The sequence below is a fragment of the Specibacter sp. BI4 genome (genome assembly GCF_056680095.1).
Genome location: NZ_CM155265.1, coordinates 2578649 through 2599063 on the forward strand (window position 1 = coordinate 2578649; position 20415 = coordinate 2599063).

Consider the following 20415-nt stretch of genomic DNA (forward strand, 5'->3'; position numbering starts at 1 on the left):
GCCGGCCTTTCGCATGCCCGGGCGCGCTAGCATTATGCAATGCTGATCCGTGAAAACTTGTCCCTCGACGTCCTGGAATCCCTCATGGCTGCGGCCTGGCCCGCCGTGGAAAGTTCGACGGCGGATGGCTGGGTCTTGCGGTCGGCAGGCGGTGTCACCCAGCGCGCCAATTCCATCTGGCCCGCTGCTGCTGCCGCAGATGCCGCAGCTTCCCTGCGGGCGGCGGAAAACTGGTATGCCGAACGGCGCCAACCGGTCATTTTCCAGCTGACGCGCCGGGAAGAGCACACCGCGCTGGAAGGTTTTCTGGACACCCAGGGCTATTCGAAGCAGTCTGAAACCATCATCATGGCCGCCGCTGTTCCGGCTGCCATTGCTGTGCCGCCAGCCAATGTTGTGCCGCCAGCGGAATTCACTGTTGACGTGTCTGCTGTCCCATCGCAGGAGTGGCTCGATGTGTGGTGGGCCGTTGACGGCAGGGGAGGGGCCGCTGAGCAGGACGTGGCACGGCACATCCTGTCAGGGGTGCCGTCCCTGTACGCCTCCGCCCGCAACGACGCCGGGGAGGTTGTGGGCACCGGCCGGCTCACAATCGTGGACGGCTGGGCAGGTGTGTATGGCATGGCCACCCACCGGGACCATCGGCGAAAGGGCGTGGCGGCCGCCGTGCTGGCGGAATTGATGCGGCAGGCGTCGGCGGCCGGGGCGGAACGACTGTGGCTCATGGTGACAGCCGCGAACACCGGGGCACAGGCGCTGTATGGCCGCGCCGGATTCGCCGAGGTTGGCCGCTACCACTACCGGCAGGCGCCGTTGCGCCGTGCATTGGGCGGCTGCTGACCGCCGGTTGCACCTCGCAGAACACGCCCGCCACAAAACGGTGATGGCTGTTTGAGCTAAATGGTGCCAGCGGTGATACCTGTTCGGTGGTTAGGCGTCGGTGATCTGCACACGCACGGAGCAGAAATCCGCAGCCGCCTTCTGCAACACGAACATTTTCGGATCCGTCACGGCCAGGGGAACCAGTCGCGGCCTGTTCGCCACGGTCCGCAGCGCCGGCGCGGCCAGGACCGCCTCCACCAATAGTTTGTCGCCGCCCGTCGCCAGGTATTCAAAACTCTGCCCGGCAAAAACCCTCAGCGCCTCGGCGACCGCCCGCTCCGCCACAGCCGCACCCTGATCCCCGCCGCGGGATCGCGAAGAAGCAGTCCCCACCTTGCTCGCCACCAGCTTGCCAGCCACGGCCACGCCAACACCGTAGCCGCCGCGGCGCACCAAAATCAGCCCCAGCCTGCGCTCCTGCACGGCAAGTGAAACCAGCCGCTCCACTGGCCCGGCACCCCGTCCGGGCCGGCCGTCGTCGGGCCACGGCGGGGTGAGCAGCGCGGTGGCGCCGTCGCGCATTGCCAGCATCACGCCGTCGTCGGTGTCATTGGTGCCGGCCAAACCCCTGTGGGCGGCGGCGAAACGGTCCACCCAGCCGGTCAGGCGGTCGGCGGGGACATTGGCGGTGCGCTGGGCAGGGTTCACGATGCCACACTACCGGGCGATAGCCTTAGGGGGTGAGTGACCTCTTTAGTGCCCTTAACGGGGACGATGACGCGGACGACGACGGCACCCTCGCCTTTGGCGGCGGGACGGCCGACTCGGGTTCGCGCCCGCGCAGCCCCCTGGCAGTGCGCATGCGGCCCCGCACCCTGGACGAGGTTGTGGGCCAGCAACACCTGCTGGGCCCCGGCTCGCCGCTGCAGATGCTGGCGGCCGGCGGCAGCGCCGGGGGAGCGGCCGGGCCTGCCTCCGTCATGCTGTGGGGGCCTCCCGGGACCGGAAAAACCACGCTCGCCCATGTCATTGCGCGCGGACCGGGCCGGAAGTTCGTGGAACTTTCCGCCATCACGGCCGGGGTCAAGGACGTGCGCCGGGTCATGGACCAGGCGCTGACCGACAGGGACCTGCACGGGCGCACCACTGTGTTGTTCCTCGATGAGATCCACCGCTTCAACAAGGCCCAGCAGGACGCGCTGCTGCCCGGGGTGGAAAACCGCTGGGTGGTGTTGATTGCCGCGACAACCGAGAATCCCTCGTTCTCAGTGGTTGCGCCGCTGCTCTCGCGTTCCATCCTGCTGACCCTGCAGCCGCTGACGAATGCCGACATCCAGGGCTTGTTGGAGCGGGCCGTGCTGGATCCCCGCGGCCTGGACGGGCTCGTCTCGCTCACTGACGAAGCCCTGGACCATCTGGTCAGGCTCGCAAGCGGAGATGCCCGACGCGCCCTGACAACCCTCGAGGCAGCCGCCGGCGTGGCGTTGTCGGAGGTGCCGGCCGAGGACGCAGGTGCCGATGAGCCGGTTGTCATCGACCTGGCCGTCGCCGAACGCGCCATTGACGCCGCCGCCGTGCGCTACGACAGGGCCGGGGACCAGCACTACGACATCATCAGTGCGTTCATTAAATCCGTGCGCGGCTCCGACGTCGATGCAGCACTGCATTACCTGGCCCGCATGCTGGAGGCGGGGGAGGACCCGCGCTTCATCAGCCGCCGGATCATGATTTCCGCCTCCGAGGACATTGGCATGGCCGACCCCACCGCCTTGCAGGTTGCCGTGGCGGCAGCCCAGGCCGTGGCGCTCGTGGGCATGCCCGAGGCCAAGATCATCCTCGCCCAGGCCGTGGTGCACCTGGCCACGGCGCCGAAGTCCAACGCCTCGTGCAACAGCATCTTTTCTGCCATCGCCGACGTCCGGGCGGGCAAGGGGACCACGGTGCCTGCGCCGTTGCGGGATGCACACTATGCCGGCTCCGCCGGGTTGGGCCATGGCAAGGGCTACATATACGCCCACGACGCCCCGCATTCGATCGCCGTCCAGCAATATCCCCCCGACGACCTGATTGGCAAGAACTACTACACCCCAACGGGCAACGGGCATGAGCGTGAGCTGGGTCCGCGGCTCACCCGGCTGCGGGAGATCGTCCGCGGCACCGGTTCGGCGAAATAGCGCGTAGCCTCCGGTGCCCGGCAGCGCCGCGCGGCACGCGTCCCGGCAGCGCACCTGCGGCACCGGCCCCAGCCCGCAGCCCCCGAACACGGGTGGTCGGGCGGCGGTCAGGTGGTAGAGTTGACCCCGCACTGGCAAGCTCTGGCTCCATGCACAACATCACGGTCCTAAATGCGGGTATTTCCCGCGCCATGGCGCGAATTGTTGTCCATGCCCAGGTGCTGCAGCGATGGGTTGCAATAGCCCCAACTCTCCACAATGGAGGCCAGCCAAACACTTATTGCACATATTGGAAGGACACAAGTGGCTAACAACACACGTGCCCGCCGTCAGGCCCGCCTTTCGCGGTCCCTCGGCATTGCCCTGACTCCGAAGGCTGCCAAGTACCTGGAGCGCCGCCCGTACGGCCCCGGTGAGCATGGCCGCGCCCGCAAGAAGCAGGACAGCGACTACGCCGTACGTCTGCGCGAAAAGCAGCGTCTGCGCGCCCAGTACGGCATCCGCGAAGCACAGATGACCCGTGCCTTCGAAGAAGCCAAGCACACCAAGGGCATGACCGGTGAGAACCTGGTTGAGATCCTTGAAACCCGTTTGGATGCCTTGGTTCTGCGTGCAGGCTTCGCCCGCACCACCGCCCAGGCCCGCCAGCTGGTTGTGCACCGCCACATCATGGTTGACGGCGCCCGCGTGGACCGCCCGTCATTCCGCGTTGCCGAGGGTCAGCTGATCCACGTGCACACGCGCAGCCAGACCATGGCTCCGTTGCAGCTTGCTGCAGCCGGCGCGCACCGCGACGTGCTCCCCGCCGTCCCGGCCTACTTGGACGTGAAGCTGGAGAGCCTGCAGGCCCGCCTGGTTCGCCGTCCGAAGCGTTCCGAGGTTCCCGTAACCTGTGAAGAGCAGCTGGTTGTTGAATTCTACTCACGCTAAATTCATTTAGCGCCGAGTAGGGCTCGAGTCACTCGCAGCTTGAAACACAAAACAGCCCGTGGCCCCGCCGCGGGCTGTTTTGTATGCAAAACCGTTTGCAGGCAAATCCGTTTGCCTGCAAAGCTGCGTTCTCGCCCAAGCCGCCCACCTTTTGGACTAGGGTGTTTGGGAAACATGTTGCCATGGGCACCAGGCGGCACGCACCAGGCAGCACAAACCGGAGACACAGGCACTGCGACATCGGCAGCGAGTTGCGGACAACGGCCAACGAGCCAACGAGCAAGGAATTGAGGCGGCACGCACATGAGTGGTGGCGACATTGCAGGATTGATTGCGGCAGGCGTTTTTGCCGTCCTGGTGGCTTTGCTGGCCGTCCCCATTTTCAAGCTTGGCAAGGTGTTCGATGAAATTCGCACCACCATCAAGCAGGTTGGCGACGGCACGACGCCACTCATTGATGAGGTCACAGCCACAGTCGCCACGACCAACACGCAGCTGGGCAAGGTGGACGGGATCTCCAACAACGTCTCCGACGCCACTGCCAACATCTCAGCCTTGTCAGCGCTCGTGGCAGCCACGATCGGCTCACCGCTGATCAAGGTGGCGGCATTCTCCTATGGTGTCCGCCAGGCCGTTGCCGGCCGCAAGAAGCCCGTGCGCGCCCGGCGCAGCCGCTAAAAGAAGCCATTGAAGGACAAAAACTGATGAAGAAAATCTTTTGGCTCGGCGTGGGCATCACCATCGGCGTCGTTGCCGCCCGCAAGATTGCCGCGACACGGGGCGCTATCGGCCCCGAAGGCCTCAACCGCGCGATGGGCCGCGTCAGCGATGCAGTTCACGACTTTGCCGACGCGCTGCGTGAGAACATGGATGAACGTGAATCCGATTTGCGGGTTGCCCTGGGCGTTGACCAGGCACCTAAAACCGGGCGCCACTAGGCCGACGGCCGCCACCAAAGCTGCATCGGCGCCGCTGTCCAGGGCAGGCCCGCATATTGCTGGGCACGCACCGCAGTCACGGCAAGCACCGCAGCTGGCCGGACAGTGGTTGACTTAATCAGTGGACTTAAATCCCGTTCCACCGCAACGCGGCCGGAGCGCCAGAATGCTAGACCTCTAGAACTATTGAAGGAGCCACCAGGCTAATGAAAACGCACGACATTGCACGCCGCTGGGTAGATTTTTTCGCCAGCAAGTCCCACACCCCCGTGCCCTCGGCTTCACTGGTGTCCTCCGACCCGTCACTGTTGTTCACCGTGGCGGGCATGGTTCCGTTCATTCCTTATTTGACAGCCCGCGAAGTGCCGCCCTTTGAGAGGGCAACAAGCGTGCAAAAGTGCATCCGCACCGGCGACATTGAAGAAGTCGGCAAGACCGTCCGCCACGGCACCTTCTTCCAGATGTGCGGCAACTTCTCCTTTGGCGACTACTTCAAGGAAGGCGCCATCAGCTACGCCTGGGAGCTGCTGACCTCGCCGCTGGAACAAGGCGGCTACGGGCTCCCGGCCGAGAAGCTGTGGGTCACCGTTTACCTCGACGACGACGAAGCACTTGAAATCTGGCGTGACACGATCGGCGTCCCGGCCGAACGCATCCAAAAAATGGGCAAGGCCGACAACTACTGGTCCACCGGCCAGCCCGGCCCGGCCGGCCCCTGCTCGGAAATCTTCTACGACCGCGGCCCCGAATATGGCATCGACGGCGGCCCGGAAGCAGACGACACCCGCTACATTGAAATCTGGAACCTCGTGTTCATGCAGTACCAGCGCGGCGAGGGCACCGGCAAGGACAACTTCGAGATCCTGGGCGACCTGCCCAAGAAGAACATCGACACCGGACTGGGCCTCGAACGCCTGGCCATGATTCTCCAGGGCGTGGAGAACATGTACGAGACGGACCAGGTCCGCCCAGTCCTGGACAAGGCTGCCGAGCTTGCCGGCAAGCAGTACACCTCAACCGAGGATCCGCAGGACCCGCACCACACCGACGACGTGCGCCTGCGCGTTGTGGCGGACCACATCCGGTCCTCGCTGATGTTGATTTCCGACGGCGTGTCCCCCTCCAACGAGGGCCGCGGCTACGTGCTGCGCCGCTTGATCCGCCGTGCCGTCCGTTCCATGCGCCTGCTGGGTGTTGAGAGCGCAGTGCTGCCTGAATTGCTGCCCGTCTCCCGCGACGCCATGAAGGGCGCCTACCCCGAGGTGGAAACAGACTTCGCCAGGATCGCCCGCATTGCCTACGCCGAGGAACGCGCCTTCCTGCGCACCATCGCCAGCGGCACCGCCCGCCTGGAGGAAGCCGTCAAGGAATCCAAGGACGCCAACAAGGACCTGTCCGCCGTCGAGGCCTTTGCCCTGCACGACACCTACGGGTTCCCCATTGACCTGACACTGGAAATGGCGGCAGAAGCCGGCCTGGCCGTCGATGAGCCGGGCTTCCGCACCCTCATGCTCGAGCAGCGCCAACGCGCCCAGAAGGACGCCAAGGCCAAGAAGAGCGGCCACGCCGACCTCTCCGTGTTCCACGACCTCCTCGCCAAGGGCGAAACGGTCTTCACCGGCTACACCGAACTTGAGGGCGAAGGGCGCGTGCGCTCCATCCTGTCCAACGGTGCAGCCGTGCAGCATGCCTCAACAGGGGACGAGGTCTCCCTCGTCCTGGACGCCACGCCGTTCTACGCCGAGGCCGGCGGACAGGCTGCTGACACCGGCTTGATCACCGGCGACGGCTTCGTGGTGGAAGTCCTGGACGTGCAGCGTCCCATCAAGGGCCTGAGCGTGCACCGTGCCATCGTGCGCGAAGGCGAACTGCCGGCTGACGCGCTCGTGCGTGCCGCCGTCGACAGGGAACGCCGCCACGCCGCGGAACAGGCACACACGGGCACACACATTGTGCACGCGGCCCTGCACCAGATTCTCGGCCCGGAAGCCCTGCAGCGCGGCTCGTTCAACAAGGCCGGCTACCTCCGTTTTGACTTTGCCTGGGGCGAAGGCCTGAGCACGGCGACACGCTCGGAGATTGAAGAGGTGGCCAACATCGCCATCCGCAACAATTTCCGCGTCGACACGAAGGTCATGGACCTGGACGCTGCCAAGTCGCTCGGGGCCACCGCCTTGTTTGGCGAAAACTACGGCACCGAGGTGCGCGTGGTGGAGATCGACGGCGCCTGGTCACGCGAGCTCTGCGGCGGCACCCACGTTGACGCCACCTCCCGGATCGGTTCCCTGACCCTGCTGGGCGAGCAATCGGTCGGTTCCGGCAACCGCCGCGTCGAGGCCTTCGTCGGCATGGACGCGTTCCGCCACCTGGCCGCCGAGCGTGCCCTCGTCTCCTCACTGACCGACATGCTCAAGGTGCCCTCCAACCTGCTGCAGGAACGCATTGCCGCCACCTTGGCCAAGCTCAAGGGTGCGGAAAAGGAACTTGACCGTCTTCGCAAGGAACAGCTCGGCGCCGCCGCAGCCAACCTTGCGGGCACGGCCGTGGACGCCAACGGTGTTCAGGTCATTGCACACAACGCCGGCGACGTCAGCAGTGCCGATGACCTGCGCGGGCTGGCACTTGACCTGCGCGACCGGCTCGGCTCGGCGCCGTCGACCATTGCCGTCGCCGGCGCCAGCAATGGCCGCCCCATCATTTTGATTGTCACGAACGAGGCCGCCCGCGAAGCCGGCATCAAGGCCGGGAACCTGGTGAAGCTGGCTTCGGGCACCCTGGGTGGCGGCGGCGGCGGCAAGCCGGACATGGCCCAGGGCGGCGGCTCCGACGTCAACGCCATCGATGCGGCTCTGGCGGCCGTCAGCGATGCCGTGAAAAATCGGCCGTAGGGATTCCATGACGGAGCTGAACTTCCCGCAGGGGGTCAAACTGGGTGTTGACGTGGGCATGGTCCGCGTTGGTTTGGCCGCCTGCGACCCCGATGGAATCCTGGCAACCCCGGTCAAGACCTTGAGCCGGGACCTCAAGCGCAACAGCGACGTCAAGGTTGTTGTCAGGGAGGCGGCCGCCCGCGGAGCCTGCCAGATCTTCGTGGGCCTGCCGCGCACCATGAAAGGTGAGGAAAAAGCCTCTGCCGAGATGGCGCGCAGCTACGCGGACATCCTGGTTTCCGCCCTGCAAGCTGCCGGACAGGACATTCCAGTCCACCTCATTGACGAACGCCTCACAACCGTCAGCGCCCACCAGGCGCTGCACCGGGCTGGCATGAGCAGCCGTGAACACCGTAAAGTAGTAGACCAAGTGGCGGCTGTTGAGATATTGCAGCATGCCATTGACATGCAAAGGGCGCGCAACGGAACTGTTGGCCAAGCCGTGCGCGTACCAGGGCCGGGCGTTGTGGGGACTGCCGGAACATCTGACCATGAAGAGGTTTCCACCATTTCCACGCAAATCGTCGTGCCTGACGAAACGACGCCGGCACCATGAATGACTATTTCGGCGCCCCCGCCGACGCCCAAGCGGACGACTACGCCCACCCGGGACACCAGCCTGCCCAGCAGGGCCACGAACCGGCCCCCGCGGAGTGGCACGATCCTGCCCCGTACGAGGACAGCCACGGGTACACGGAAGACTACTCGGTGCCGCTGCCTTCACGGCGGGCAAGCCGCGTGTCCAAGCGTGTGCGCAAGCGCCGCCGCACAGTCATCTTTTTCACCATCCTGGTGCTTTTCGGCGTCGTTGTGTACTTTGCCGTCCAGGCTGTCAAACCCATGATCAGCGGCTTGGCACCCGCCGACTACCCCGGACCGGGCACGAGTTCGGTGGAGGTTGTGGTCCCTGAAGGTGCCACCGCCCGGATGGTGGCCAGCGAGCTCAAGTCCGAGGACGTCGTCGGCAGCGAGCAGGCCTTCCTCGACGCCTTGACGGATGCCGGCGGCACCGGCTCGCTGCAGCCCGGCACCTTTGGGATGAAGCTGCAGATGAGGGCCTCCGACGCCGTCACCATCCTCCTGGCCGTCAGCGACGACAAGGTGCACTACGCGGCTGTCGCGCAGAACCTGCGCATTGACGACACCCTCGCCGTGCTGGCCAAGAGCACCGGCATCCCCGAGGCAGACTTTGAGGCGCTGTCAAAGCAGCCGAAGTTGTTTGACCTGCCCAAGAAGGCCAAGAACCTCGAAGGCTACCTGGCCCCCGGTGAATACCGCTTCGCGATTGAACTTGACGCCGAGGGGATTCTGCAGGAAATGGTCTCCGCCACCAAGAAGTCTCTCAGCGACGCCGGCGTGACAGACCCCGACGAGCAGTACCGGGTCCTGACAGTGGCAAGCATCATTGAGTTTGAAGGCAATGCGGCGAACTACGCCCTGATCTCCGGCGCCATCGAGAACCGCATCAACAAGCCCAACGCCGAAACAGGCGGCCGGCTCGAATCCGACGCCACCGTTGCCTACGGCCTGGGCCTGAAGACGTACAACATCACGGCGGCCCAAAAAGCCGACAAGTCGAACCTGTACAACACCTTCGCCAACACCGGCCTGCCCGTGGGGCCCATCGGTTCGCCCGGGATCAAGGCCATCGAGGCTGCTGCACACCCCGAGGCCAACCCGTACTACTTCTGGGTGACAGTGAATCTGAAGACCGGCGAGACGCTGTACGCAGAAACCTTTGCCCAACACCAGGTGAATGTCGCCAAGTACACCGCCTGGTGCGATGCCAACGAGGGGAAGTGCGATTAGGTGGACAGCCCCCGTCAAGGAGCGGTTCTGGGCCACCCGATCGGGCACTCGCGATCGCCCGCACTGCACAATGCCGCCTACCAACTGCTGGGCGCCAACTTCAGCTACCGTGCCATCGACATCGAGGTCTCCGGGCTTGCCGCGCTCCTGGCCCAGGTCCGCGCTGACGGCAACTGGTACGGCCTGTCGGTGACCATGCCGCTGAAGAACGCGGCCGTGGACCTTGTCGATGAGCTGACGCCGGTGGCCCGGGCCCTGGGCGCCGTAAACACCATCATCGCCACGAACGACGACGCCGGGACCACCTTCCTGCGCGGCGACAACACCGACGTGGCAGGCATTGTGAACGCGCTGCGCCACGCCGGGGCGGGGGAGCGCCCGCGCGCCGCCATCCTGGGTGGCGGCGGCACTGCCGTCTCAGCGCTTGCGGCGCTGGCGCAACTGGGCGCCACCGAGATTGCCGTGTTTGTCCGGGACCCCGCGAAGGCGGCAGGCACGCTGGACGTGGCGGCGGCGTTGGGTGCCCCCGCCTCACTTGCGCCCTTTGCCGCCGCGGCAGGCGCATTGGCAGGGTTCGACGTCGTCATTTCCACCCTGCCGCCCCGCGGCGCCGACGGACTGGCCAAGGAATTTGCGGACAAGGGCAACACCGCGGACGGCGTGCTGCTGGATGTGGCCTACGACCCCTGGCCCAGTGCGCTGGCACAGGCGTGGGAATCGCGCGGCGGCACCGTGGTGGCCGGAATTGAAATGCTGTTGTACCAAGGCGTGGAGCAAGTCAAGCTGTTTGCGGAGGCCGGAGGATACGGCACGATCGCAACAGAACAACAAGGGGACGTCATCAATGTGATGTGCGACGCAATTGGCGTGCACAGGCGGAAACCCCACGAACAGAACATGGCAGGATAGAGAGTATGTTGCGTTGGTTGACCGCCGGAGAGTCACATGGCCCGGCCCTTGTGGGAATTATTGAAGGCGTGCCCGCCGGTGTGGAGCTCACGAGCGCCCACATCCGGGATGCCCTGGCCCGGCGCCGGCTCGGCTACGGCCGCGGCGCACGGATGAAATTCGAGCAGGATGTGGTCACGATTTTGGGCGGCGTCCGGCACGGGCTGACCCAGGGCGGCCCCGTTGCCATCCAGATTGCCAACTCGGAATGGCCCAAGTGGGAGCAGATCATGTCTGCCGACCCCGTGGCTGCCGCCGAACTGGACGGGCAGGCCCGCAACGCCCCGCTGACGCGCCCCCGCCCGGGGCACGCCGATTTTACCGGCATGCAGAAGTACGCCTTCAGCGAGGCCCGCCCCGTGCTGGAACGTGCCAGCGCCCGCGAAACCGCCACCCGCGTGGCCCTCGGTGTAGTTGCCGCACAGATTCTTGCCGCCGTCGGCGTTGAGCTTGTCAGCCACACCGTCCAGATTGCCGGTGTCGCGTCCCCGGAAACCGCTGAACTGCCGGTATTTGCCGACGTCGCCGCGCTGGACGCCGATCCGCTGCGCTGCTTTGACGCGGCCACCTCCGCCGCCATGGTGGAGGAAGTTGACACGGCCCAGAAGCAGGGCGAGACACTCGGCGGCGTCGTTGAGGTATTGGCCTACAACCTGCCTCCCGGCCTGGGCAGCTACGTGCACTGGGACCGCCGCCTGGACTCCCGGCTGGCCGGAGCCCTCATGGGCATCCAGGCCATCAAGGGTGTTGAAGTGGGCGACGGCTTCGCCACTGCCGCACGCCGCGGCTCGGCCGCACACGATGAAATTGTGCACGATGCCGACGGCCGGATCATCCGCACGTCCAACCGTGCAGGCGGCATCGAAGGCGGCATGAGCATTGGCGACGTGCTGCGCGTGCGTGCAGCCATGAAACCCATCGCCACCGTTCCGCGCGCGTTGAAGACAGTGGACGTGGCCACCGGCGAACCAGCCAAGGCGCACCACCAGCGCTCGGATGTGTGTGCCGTGCCGGCCGCCGGCGTCGTCGCCGAAGCCATGACCGCGCTGGTGCTCGCAGAAGCCCTGGTGGAAAAATTCGGCGGGGACTCCATGACCGAAACCAAGCGCAACATGGACAGCTACCTGGCCGCAATTCCGGCCAATCTGGACACCCTGGGGCACTGATGGGATCGTGTCACTGATGGCCGCGGGCAAGGAGCCGGTGGGGACGCCGGACTTCACGCCCCTCCGGCCAATCGTCATGGTCGGTCCCATGGCCGTGGGCAAATCGGTGATCGGAGCCGAACTGGCCCGCGTGCTCAAGATCGGCTTTGTCGACTCGGACCACAAGATCGTGGCCAAGCACGGCCCCGTGCCGCGAATTTTTGCGGCCCGGGGTGAACACCACTTCAGGCAGCTCGAGGCCCGGGTGATTGCGGAGGTTTTGGACTCACCCAAGACCAAGCCCGTGGTCCTGTCCCTCGGCGGCGGCGCAGTCCTGGATTCCGGGACCCAGCAGTTGCTGGCCCGGGCCACGGTTGTTTTTCTCAGCGCCGACCTCGAGACTGTCAGGGAGCGCATCACGCGCAACACCGGACGTCCCCTCCTGGCCGCCGACCCGGTGGGAACGTGGCAGCGCCTGGCCGCCGCGCGCGGCCCCGTCTACGAACGACTCGCCGACATCACCCTCGACGTAAGCAATTCAAATGTGCCGCAGCTTGTTGAGCGGCTGATCCACCTGCTGGCAGCAGAATCCAGGAAAGAGAATTTGTAAACCGTGAACATTGAGAACACCCCCGCAGTCCCGAACACAATCATCAAGGTCACCGGCGCCCTTCCCGAGCAAAACTACGACGTCGTCGTGGGCCGCGGGCTGCTGTCCCAGCTCCCGGCCCTGCTTGGCGAGCGCGTCAAAAAGGTTTTGGTGATCCACCCCCGTGCGCTGCGCATGACAGGCGACGCAGTCAGGGATGACCTCGAGGCTGCCGGCTTCACGGCACTCACGGCCGAGATTCCCGACGCCGAAGAGGGCAAGCACATTCAGGTGGCCTCCTTCTGCTGGGAAGTCCTGGGCAAGAATGACTTCACCCGGTCGGACGCCGTCGTGGCTGTGGGCGGTGGCGCCGTGACCGACGTCGCCGGCTTCGTGGCCGCCACCTGGCTCCGCGGCGTCAAGCTCGTCACGATGCCCACCTCGCTGCTGGGCATGGTTGACGCTGCCGTGGGCGGCAAGAACGGCATTAACACGCCCGAGGGCAAAAACCTGGTGGGGACCTTCTACCCGCCGGCCGGCGTCCTGGTTGACCTGGACACCCTGGACACGCTGCCCCGCAACGAGCTCATCTCCGGCATGGCCGAGGTCGTCAAGTGCGGCTTCATCGCCGATCCGGTGATCCTGGACCTTGTGGAGGCCAACCCCGAGGCCGTGACAGATCCACGCTCTGAGGTGCTGCGCGATCTCATTGAACGCTCCATCACCGTCAAGGCCAAGGTCGTCTCCGAGGACCTGAAGGAGTCCGGCCTGCGGGAAATCCTGAACTACGGCCACACCCTCGGACACGCCATTGAGCTGACCGAACGGTACTCCTGGCGCCATGGTGCCGCCGTCGCCGTTGGCATGATGTTTGCCGCCGAGCTGGCCCGCAGCGTTGGCCGTCTCAGCGACGAGGACGCCGATCGGCACCGTTCCATCCTCGAACTGCTCGGCCTTCCACTGAGCTACCGTCGTGACCGCTGGCAGGCGCTGCTCGATGCCATGCGCCGCGACAAGAAGACCCGCGGCGATCTCCTGCGCTTCGTGGTCCTCGACGGCATCGGACGGCCCCGGGTGTTGGATGTTCCCGATCAGTCCCTGCTCTTTGCCGCCTACCAGGAAATTGCGTCCTAGCATGGGTTTGAAGGATTGGCCCTCGGCAGGTTTCCCCGGCACAGCCGTGAACCCGGACACGCTGCTGCCTGAAGTTGTCGACGAAGAAGCCTGCGCCGAAGCCCTGGAAAAGTCTTCGGATGCCGGCGACAAGATCTTTGTGCTGCTCGCCCGCGGACTCACGGCAGAGGCGGCAGACGTCGCCGCGGACGCCCGACTGGCCGACCCGGAGTCGATCAGGCTGCAGGTGCTCGATGCCGAGGTGCTGCGGGCCAGCAAAAGCTACGACCGGGCCGAACGTGTCCTGCGCTCCATCCTGCCCGTCGTCGCCGGCACGCCCAATGAACCGTGGGTGTTCCAGCAACTGGGCAAGGTGCATTTCAGCCACGGGCAGTTTGAGGCGGCAGCCAAGAACTTCGCGGCCTCCCTTGACCTGCGGGTGGCCTCGGGATCGGACGCATCGGCCATCTACTCGGCAACCGTGTCGCTCAAGCGTGCCTTGGATCTGGCCGAACGCGAATAAACGATCCAAACTGCAGCTGATGCGGTGAATCCGCGATTTAACAGCATCAGCTGCTGTTTCGATTCCCGGACCCAACAACTAACAGCATCAGCTGCTGTTTCGATTCCCGGCCACGCCGGACACTCCGTGCGGTGGACCGAAAGCGGATGCCGACCGCCCGCCGTCGTGCCTGGACAGGCGGGACTCGCCGCCGTGGCGGGGATCATGCGGCGCCGGGTGATGGTGTGCGGTAGTATGGTCAATGGATTTTTGATAATACTTATACGCTAAGAGGCAATTGTGGCAACGACTAACGATATTAAGAACGGAACCGTCCTCAAGCTTGAGGGCCAATTGTGGAATGTCATTGAGTTCCAGCACGTTAAGCCGGGCAAGGGCGGCGCGTTTGTTCGCACGAAGATGCGCAACATCCTCTCCGGCAAGGTGGTCGACAAGACCTTCAACGCTGGCCTGAAGATCGAAACTGCCACGGTTGACCGCTCTGACTTCCAGTACCTGTACCAGGACGGCGAAGACTTCGTGTTCATGGACAATGACAACTACGACCAGATCACCGTGTCGGCGAAGACCATTGGCGACGCCACGAACTTCATGTTGGAAAACCTGAACGTGACCATCGCGCTGCACGAAGGCAACCCGCTGTACATCGAGCTGCCGCCGTCGGTCCAGCTGCGCATCACGTACACCGAGCCGGGCCTGCAGGGCGACCGCTCCTCCGCAGGCACGAAGCCCGCAACCGTTGAAACCGGCTACGAGATCCAGGTTCCGTTGTTCGTTGACAACAACACCCTGGTCAAGGTCGACACCCGCGACGGCAGTTACTTGGGACGTGTCAGCGAGTAGTGGCAAGCAACCAAACCAGCCCCTCGGGCAAACCAAATTCGGCGCGAAGCAAGGCCCGGCGCCGTGCCTTGGACATCTTGTTTGAGGCAGAGCAGCGCGAAGTCAGTGCCATGTCGGCACTGACGGCGCGACGCGAAAAGACAGGCCAAATCATCAACGCCTACTCGGTGGACCTGGTCGAGGGCGTCACAGCCATGGCCGAGAACATTGATGAGTTCCTGCAGACCTACTCCCAGGGCTGGACGCTTGAGCGCATGCCCGCAGTCGACCGCATCATCTTGCGCATCGGCACCTGGGAACTGCTGTACAACGACGACGTGCCCGACGGCGTTGCCGTCAGCGAGGCCGTCGAACTGGCGAAGATTCTCTCAACGGATGAGTCGCCCCAGTTCGTCAATGGCCTGCTTGGCCGCCTGCAGCAGATCAAGCCGACACTCCTGGCGTAACAGGCTACGCAAACAGCCCGCAACGGCGGTTGGAACCAGCGCTAATTCGCGTTGATTTCCTACCGCCGTTGCGGGCTGTTTTGCGTCCCGCGACACCAGCGCCACCGGGCTGCCGACGTCACTTTCGCGGCGGCTGCCAGTTTTGCGCCTGGAATTGCTGGGCCTGCGCCTGTTGTTGGGCGTGCACGTGTTGTGCCTGCACTTGTTGCGCCTGCCATACGGCCGACGCGTGCCGGCCCAACAGATCGCTGCGCACGGCGGTGATCTTGTGCAGCAGCGACATCTCCTGCAGCTGCCCGGCGGCGAAGCGGCCGGCCGCGGCGCCGCCGAGGCCGCCCTTGGCATCGACAAGGAGGCGCTGCCGGGTGAAGGCCAGCCGGGTGGCCTGGCGGATGAATTCCTTCATGACAGGACCCGCGGCAAAGGTTTTGGACCATGCCAAGGCACGACGGCGGCCGCCTCCCGTGGCGAGCATCGGCACCTCCTGCTGGGTGAACCAGCCGGACGGGACGTAGTCGGAGAGGCGCATGCGCGTCAGCTTGGCTTCCGAACGGCGCAGCAGGATGATGCCGAGAATGAACAGGATGAACAACGGCACCTGCAGCACCACGTAGACAAGGAAGAAGTTTCCGCCCAGGAATGAGGAGCTGTTCCAGAGCCCGTGCAGCAACATGGCCGGAACCAGTCCCACGACCCAGGCGCCAAGGACCATCAAGGTGCCGCCATGGCGGGCAGCCCAGCCCACACACAGGCCCAGGGTGGCGGTGAACATGACATGTGCAAAGGGCGACATCAGCCCGCGCATCACAAAGATGCCGATCAGTCCGCCGGCGGAGCCGCCGGCTTCCTGCAGGGCCTGGCCAAAATAGAGGATGTTTTCGGTGAATGCGAACCCGGCCGCGATGATGCCCGCGTAAACCACGCCGTCAATGGGCCCGTCGAAGGTTTTCCGGCGCAGAAAGAACAGCAACAGCACGCCGGCACCCTTGCAGAACTCCTCCACGAGCGGCGCCTGGACGATGGCGCCGACCATGTCGGCGTTGGCCTCGGTGTTTGTGCTCATGAGCAGGGGCTGCACCCAGCTGCCCACCACCAGGGTGGTGATGACGGCCATTCCTGCACCCCAGCAAAAACCAAGGATCAGCGCTGCGATGGGCTCCGGCTCCCACCTGTCGATCCACATCAGTGTCGCGACACAGATGGCCAGCGGGATCAATGCCAGGGCACCGCAGATCAAGAAGACGTTGGCCCCAATTGAAATGGCAAAGAACGCCAATGTTACAACCGCAACGAGCGCAAAGACGCACAGCAAAATGATGTTTGTCACCTTCACGGCCGTCCCCCGGGCCTTCCTGCGCACCGGTGGGGGAGCCGGGTGGGACCAGTACTCGGGTGTGTAACTCAGCGCCGTCCCGGGGCCCTGGACGTGGGGGAGCGGCTGCTGCGCGTACTCCGGCTGCTGCTGCGGGGCGCCTGCGGCGGGGTTTTGCCAATGACCTGGTTCACTCATGGTTCCAAGAGTAGAGCCACGGGGTGCCCCCTCCAAGATGCCGCGCGCAAGCAAGACTCCCGGCTGTCGTGCGGAAGGCCGTGCGGGCCCGCAGGGGAGGGAACGGGGATGCCTGCTGTGGTAGTTTGAGGTGTACGCAATCAACCTTTTAATTCCGTCCTGTGAGGCGGGGAAAGGGGACGCGAGAAAATGATCAACTCCTCCGCAGCTTCTGGGGAAGTTCAGCAAAACTCGACGCCGACAGCTGTGTCCCGTGTGGTTCTTACCGCAGCGGACATCGAGCGGGCGCTGACTCGTATCGCCTATGAAATCCTGGAAGCCAACAAGGGTGCAGCGAATCTTCTGCTGCTCGGCATTCCGCGGCGCGGCTACCCGCTGGCCCAGCGCCTGGCCGCCAAACTGGCCGCCAGCGATCCAACACTGGATCCGGCCGCCATCGTCGGGCAACTTGACGTCACCATGTTCCGTGACGACCTGGCACACCAGCCCACCAGGGCTCCCCAAAGCACGAAACTTCCCGTCTCCGGCATCGACGGGAAAACCATAGTGCTCGTCGACGACGTACTGTATTCCGGACGCACCATCCGCGCAGCCCTGGACGCGTTGGTTGACCTGGGCCGGCCACGCGCCGTCCGCCTGGCAGTCCTGGTTGACCGCGGTCACCGTGAACTGCCCATCCGCGCGGACCATGTGGGCAAGAACCTGCCCACGTCGTCCACCGAAAAAGTGCGCGTCCACCTCTCGGAGATCGACGGCGGCCTCGCCGCCAACGACGAAGTTGTCATCGAGGCCGGCGCATGAGGCACCTGCTTGACACCGAAAGCCTCAGCCGGAACAACGCCATCCAGATCCTCGACACGGCCCAGGAAATGTCTGCCGTGGGGGAGCGGGAGATCAAGAAGCTGCCAGCCCTGCGCGGACGCACCGTCGTAAACCTGTTCTTTGAGGACTCCACCCGCACCAGGATCTCCTTTGAAGCAGCGGCAAAACGCCTCTCCGCAGATGTCATCAACTTCAGCGCCAAGGGTTCCTCCGTGTCCAAGGGCGAGTCACTCAAGGACACGGCCCAAACCCTTGAGGCCATGAGCGCCGACGCCGTGGTCATCAGGCACTGGGCCTCCGGCGCACCGGCACGGCTGGCCAACTCGGGCTGGATTGATGCCGCCGTCATCAATGCCGGCGACGGCACCCACGCCCACCCGACCCAGGCCCTGCTCGACGCGTTCACGATGCGCGCCCACTGGGCCCAGCTCAGCGGCACGGCGTCAGTGGGGGCCGACCTGAAGGGCATGCGGGTCTTGATTGCAGGGGACGTGCTGCACTCCCGTGTGGCCCGGTCCAATGTGTGGCTGCTGCACACGCTCGGTGCCAACGTCACCTTGGTGGCGCCGCCCACCTTGCTGCCCATCGGCGTTGAACACTGGCCTTGCGCGGTCAGCTACGACCTCGACGCAGCGCTGGAGGCCGGCGTTGACGCGGTCATGATGCTGCGCGTGCAGGCGGAACGCATGAACGCCTCCTTCTTCCCCTCCACCCGCGAATATGCGCGGCGGTGGGGGTTCGACGACGCCCGGCTCGCCAAATTGGATGCCCTGAACCTCAAGGACACCATCATCATGCACCCCGGCCCCATGAACCGCGGCCTGGAGATCTCCTCCGCCGCGGCCGATTCGCCCCGGTCCACGGTTTTGGCGCAGGTCCGCAACGGCGTCTCGGTCCGCATGGCCGCCCTCTACCTCCTGCTCTCAGGGGACATGCGCGAGCCCGCAACCCCAACGACTTCGACCACACTTACTTCCGGCAGCCAGCCTGCAGCACCACAGTCTTCTGTAAAGGACCGTTCATGACTTCCCCGAGTTACTTGATTCGTTCAGCGTCCCTGTTGGGCGAGACCACTGCCGACATCCTTGTCAGCGGCGGAACCATCACGGCTGTCGGGCCCGACCTCGGCGCCGACGTCGTCGGCGATGCCACCATCATCGACGCGGCCGGCCTGGTTGCCCTGCCCGGCCTGGTCGACCTGCACACCCACCTGCGCGAACCCGGCCGCGAGGACGCCGAGACAGTTGAAACAGGCACCCGGGCCGCAGCGCTGGGTGGCTTCACGGCCGTCCATGCCATGGCCAACAGCTCGCCCGTGGCGGACACCGCCGGCGTCGTGGAGCAGGTCTTCACCCTCGGCCGTGAATCCGGCTGGGTTGATGTGCGCCCCGTTGGTGCCGTCACGGTCGGGTTGGCCGGCACGCAGCTGGCCGAGCTCGGCGCCATGGCGGATTCCCGGGCCCGCGTCCGCGTCTTCTCCGACGACGGCATCTGCGTCAGCGACCCGGTCATGATGCGCCGGGCGCTGGAATACGTCAAGGCGTTCGACGGCGTGATCGCCCAGCATGCGCAGGAACCCCGCCTCACCGAAGGCGCCCAGATGAACGAGGGCGTCGTCTCGGCGGACCTCGGCCTGGCCGGCTGGCCCGCCGTCGCCGAAGAGTCCATCATTGCCCGCGATGTCCTGCTGGCCCAGCATGTGGGCTCACGCCTGCACGTCTGCCACGTCTCGACGGCGGGCTCCGTGGAGATCATCCGCTGGGCCAAGGAGCGCGGCATCTCCGTCACGGCCGAGGTCACCCCGCACCACCTGCTGCTGACGGAGGAACTCGTGCGCAGCTACAACCCCGTCTACAAGGTGAACCCGCCCCTGCGCGCCGACGCCGACGTCCACGCCCTGCGTGCAGCCCTGGCCGACGGCACGATCGACATCGTCGGCACCGACCACGCCCCGCACCCCAGCGAAGCCAAGGAATGCGAATGGGCCTCCGCCGCCATGGGCATGACAGGGCTGGAAACGGCGCTCTCAGTCGTTCAGGAAACCATGATCGAAACCGGCCTCATGACCTGGGCGGACTTTGCCCGCGTCACCTCCACGACGCCGGCCCGGATCGGCCAGCTCGCCGACCAGGGCCGTCCACTGGAAGTAGGGGAGCCGGCCAACATCGTGCTGGTTGACGCCGCGGCCCGTTGGAACGTTGACCCGAGCGCCATGGCCACGAAGGGCCGCAACTCACCGTTCGCCAGCATGGAGCTGCCGGGCAAGGTTGTTGCCACGTTCTTCCACGGCCACCCCACAGTCCTTAATGGCGTTCTCAACACCCCTTACCGGGTGGCGGCAGCAGAATGAGCAAGGAGATCTTGATCACCATCTCGGCCGTTGTGCCGTTGCTGATCATCTTTGGCCTCATGGGCTGGGGGTGGCGCAACAAGCTCAAACGACAGGGGGCACTGGCCCCGTTGCCCGCACTTCCGGCGGACCCGGGTGACGCCGTGATCAGCGTGCCGGGCCAATATGTGGTCACCACCGCCACGGGCGACTGGCTGGACCGGGTGGCCGTCCACGGCCTGGGCATCCGCACGCCCGCAGTGGTCCACGTCCATCCCGGCGGCGTGGTCGTTGAACGAAAAGGCGGCCAGGACATCTACATCGCCAAACACGCACTGACCCATGTGGAAACACAAGCGGGAATGGCCGGTAAATTTGTAGAGAAGGACGGGCTGGTGGTCATCAGCTGGAAGCTGGAGGACACCGAGGTGGATACCGGATTCCGCACCACCGAAGCAGGCGCCAAGCGTCCACTAATTGAAGCATTGCAGGCATTGCTGCCCAATGACAGCGAAACAGACAGCAACGGAAAGAACAATTGAGA

At 65.1% G+C, this 20415-nt stretch carries 21 protein-coding genes; 19 read left to right on the forward strand and 2 right to left on the reverse strand.

Translation table 11 applies throughout. The annotated features are described in order from the left end of the window. Positions 1-39: 39 nt before the first annotated feature. Positions 40-840 carry a GNAT family N-acetyltransferase gene (locus AC1L6K_RS11855; protein ID WP_480949076.1) on the forward strand — a complete coding sequence of 267 codons (801 nt, stop codon included), beginning with the start codon at positions 40-42 and terminating at the stop codon, positions 838-840. Between the two features lie 90 nt (positions 841-930). Here the strand turns inward: AC1L6K_RS11855 and AC1L6K_RS11860 are convergent, their stop codons facing one another. Then, a complete protein-coding gene (locus AC1L6K_RS11860; RefSeq protein WP_480949077.1) occupies positions 931-1530 on the reverse strand; it encodes a Vms1/Ankzf1 family peptidyl-tRNA hydrolase in 600 nt (199 codons plus the stop codon). A 32-nt stretch (positions 1531-1562) separates the two neighbouring features. Between AC1L6K_RS11860 and AC1L6K_RS11865 the strand changes: the two genes are divergently transcribed. From AC1L6K_RS11865 to nusB, 14 genes are all read left to right on the forward strand, one after another. Then, positions 1563-2996 (forward strand): replication-associated recombination protein A, encoded by a 1434-nt coding sequence (locus AC1L6K_RS11865; protein WP_480949078.1) that lies wholly within the window; start codon positions 1563-1565, stop codon positions 2994-2996. A 303-nt stretch (positions 2997-3299) separates the two neighbouring features. Further along, complete coding sequence (gene rpsD, locus AC1L6K_RS11870) at positions 3300-3926, forward strand: 30S ribosomal protein S4 (protein ID WP_480949079.1); 627 nt, start codon at positions 3300-3302, stop codon at positions 3924-3926. A gap of 303 nt (positions 3927-4229) precedes the next feature. Next, positions 4230-4604: a DUF948 domain-containing protein gene (locus AC1L6K_RS11875; protein ID WP_480949080.1), complete on the forward strand. Its 375-nt coding sequence runs from the start codon at positions 4230-4232 to the stop codon at positions 4602-4604. A 26-nt stretch (positions 4605-4630) separates the two neighbouring features. Then, positions 4631-4864, forward strand: coding sequence for a hypothetical protein (locus tag AC1L6K_RS11880; protein WP_480949081.1), 234 nt, complete (start codon positions 4631-4633; stop codon positions 4862-4864). 206 nt (positions 4865-5070) lie between these two features. Continuing rightward, the gene (gene alaS / locus AC1L6K_RS11885; protein WP_480949082.1) at positions 5071-7752 is read left to right on the forward strand and encodes an alanine--tRNA ligase; all 2682 of its coding nucleotides are present in this window, start codon (positions 5071-5073) and stop codon (positions 7750-7752) included. 7 nt (positions 7753-7759) lie between these two features. Beyond that, positions 7760-8350: a Holliday junction resolvase RuvX gene (ruvX, locus tag AC1L6K_RS11890; RefSeq protein ID WP_480949083.1), complete on the forward strand. Its 591-nt coding sequence runs from the start codon at positions 7760-7762 to the stop codon at positions 8348-8350. Continuing rightward, positions 8347-9603: an endolytic transglycosylase MltG gene (mltG, locus tag AC1L6K_RS11895; protein ID WP_480949084.1), complete on the forward strand. Its 1257-nt coding sequence runs from the start codon at positions 8347-8349 to the stop codon at positions 9601-9603. Before ruvX ends, mltG begins: the two co-directional genes overlap by 4 nt. Continuing rightward, complete coding sequence (locus tag AC1L6K_RS11900) at positions 9604-10512, forward strand: shikimate dehydrogenase (protein ID WP_480949085.1); 909 nt, start codon at positions 9604-9606, stop codon at positions 10510-10512. A 5-nt stretch (positions 10513-10517) separates the two neighbouring features. Beyond that, a complete protein-coding gene (aroC, locus tag AC1L6K_RS11905; protein ID WP_480949086.1) occupies positions 10518-11717 on the forward strand; it encodes a chorismate synthase in 1200 nt (399 codons plus the stop codon). Between the two features lie 16 nt (positions 11718-11733). After that, positions 11734-12306, forward strand: a complete 573-nt coding sequence (locus AC1L6K_RS11910; RefSeq protein ID WP_480952754.1) for a shikimate kinase — start codon at positions 11734-11736, stop codon at positions 12304-12306. Between the two features lie 9 nt (positions 12307-12315). Further along, positions 12316-13419, forward strand: coding sequence for a 3-dehydroquinate synthase (gene aroB, locus AC1L6K_RS11915; RefSeq protein WP_480952755.1), 1104 nt, complete (start codon positions 12316-12318; stop codon positions 13417-13419). A 1-nt stretch (position 13420) separates the two neighbouring features. After that, positions 13421-13921: a tetratricopeptide repeat protein gene (locus tag AC1L6K_RS11920; protein ID WP_480949087.1), complete on the forward strand. Its 501-nt coding sequence runs from the start codon at positions 13421-13423 to the stop codon at positions 13919-13921. A 279-nt stretch (positions 13922-14200) separates the two neighbouring features. Continuing rightward, complete coding sequence (efp, locus tag AC1L6K_RS11925; protein WP_480949088.1) at positions 14201-14764, forward strand: elongation factor P; 564 nt, start codon at positions 14201-14203, stop codon at positions 14762-14764. Then, a complete protein-coding gene (gene nusB, locus AC1L6K_RS11930; protein WP_480949089.1) occupies positions 14764-15210 on the forward strand; it encodes a transcription antitermination factor NusB in 447 nt (148 codons plus the stop codon). The genes efp and nusB overlap by 1 nt, the downstream gene beginning before the upstream one ends. Positions 15211-15328: 118 nt before the next feature. Here the strand turns inward: nusB and AC1L6K_RS11935 are convergent, their stop codons facing one another. Continuing rightward, positions 15329-16720, reverse strand: a complete 1392-nt coding sequence (locus AC1L6K_RS11935; RefSeq protein WP_480949090.1) for a PrsW family intramembrane metalloprotease — start codon at positions 16718-16720, stop codon at positions 15329-15331. 189 nt (positions 16721-16909) lie between these two features. On the opposite strand from AC1L6K_RS11935, the gene pyrR reads away from it, so the two are divergent. The 4 genes from pyrR to AC1L6K_RS11955 are packed head-to-tail and all read left to right on the forward strand — an operon-like array spanning position 16910 to position 20413. Further along, positions 16910-17521, forward strand: a complete 612-nt coding sequence (gene pyrR / locus AC1L6K_RS11940; RefSeq protein WP_480949091.1) for a bifunctional pyr operon transcriptional regulator/uracil phosphoribosyltransferase PyrR — start codon at positions 16910-16912, stop codon at positions 17519-17521. Further along, positions 17518-18567: an aspartate carbamoyltransferase catalytic subunit gene (locus AC1L6K_RS11945; protein WP_480949092.1), complete on the forward strand. Its 1050-nt coding sequence runs from the start codon at positions 17518-17520 to the stop codon at positions 18565-18567. The genes pyrR and AC1L6K_RS11945 overlap by 4 nt, the downstream gene beginning before the upstream one ends. Beyond that, a complete protein-coding gene (locus tag AC1L6K_RS11950; protein WP_480949093.1) occupies positions 18564-19892 on the forward strand; it encodes a dihydroorotase in 1329 nt (442 codons plus the stop codon). Before AC1L6K_RS11945 ends, AC1L6K_RS11950 begins: the two co-directional genes overlap by 4 nt. Further along, positions 19889-20413, forward strand: a complete 525-nt coding sequence (locus AC1L6K_RS11955) for a PH-like domain-containing protein (RefSeq protein WP_480949094.1) — start codon at positions 19889-19891, stop codon at positions 20411-20413. Before AC1L6K_RS11950 ends, AC1L6K_RS11955 begins: the two co-directional genes overlap by 4 nt. Positions 20414-20415 lie beyond the last annotated feature (2 nt).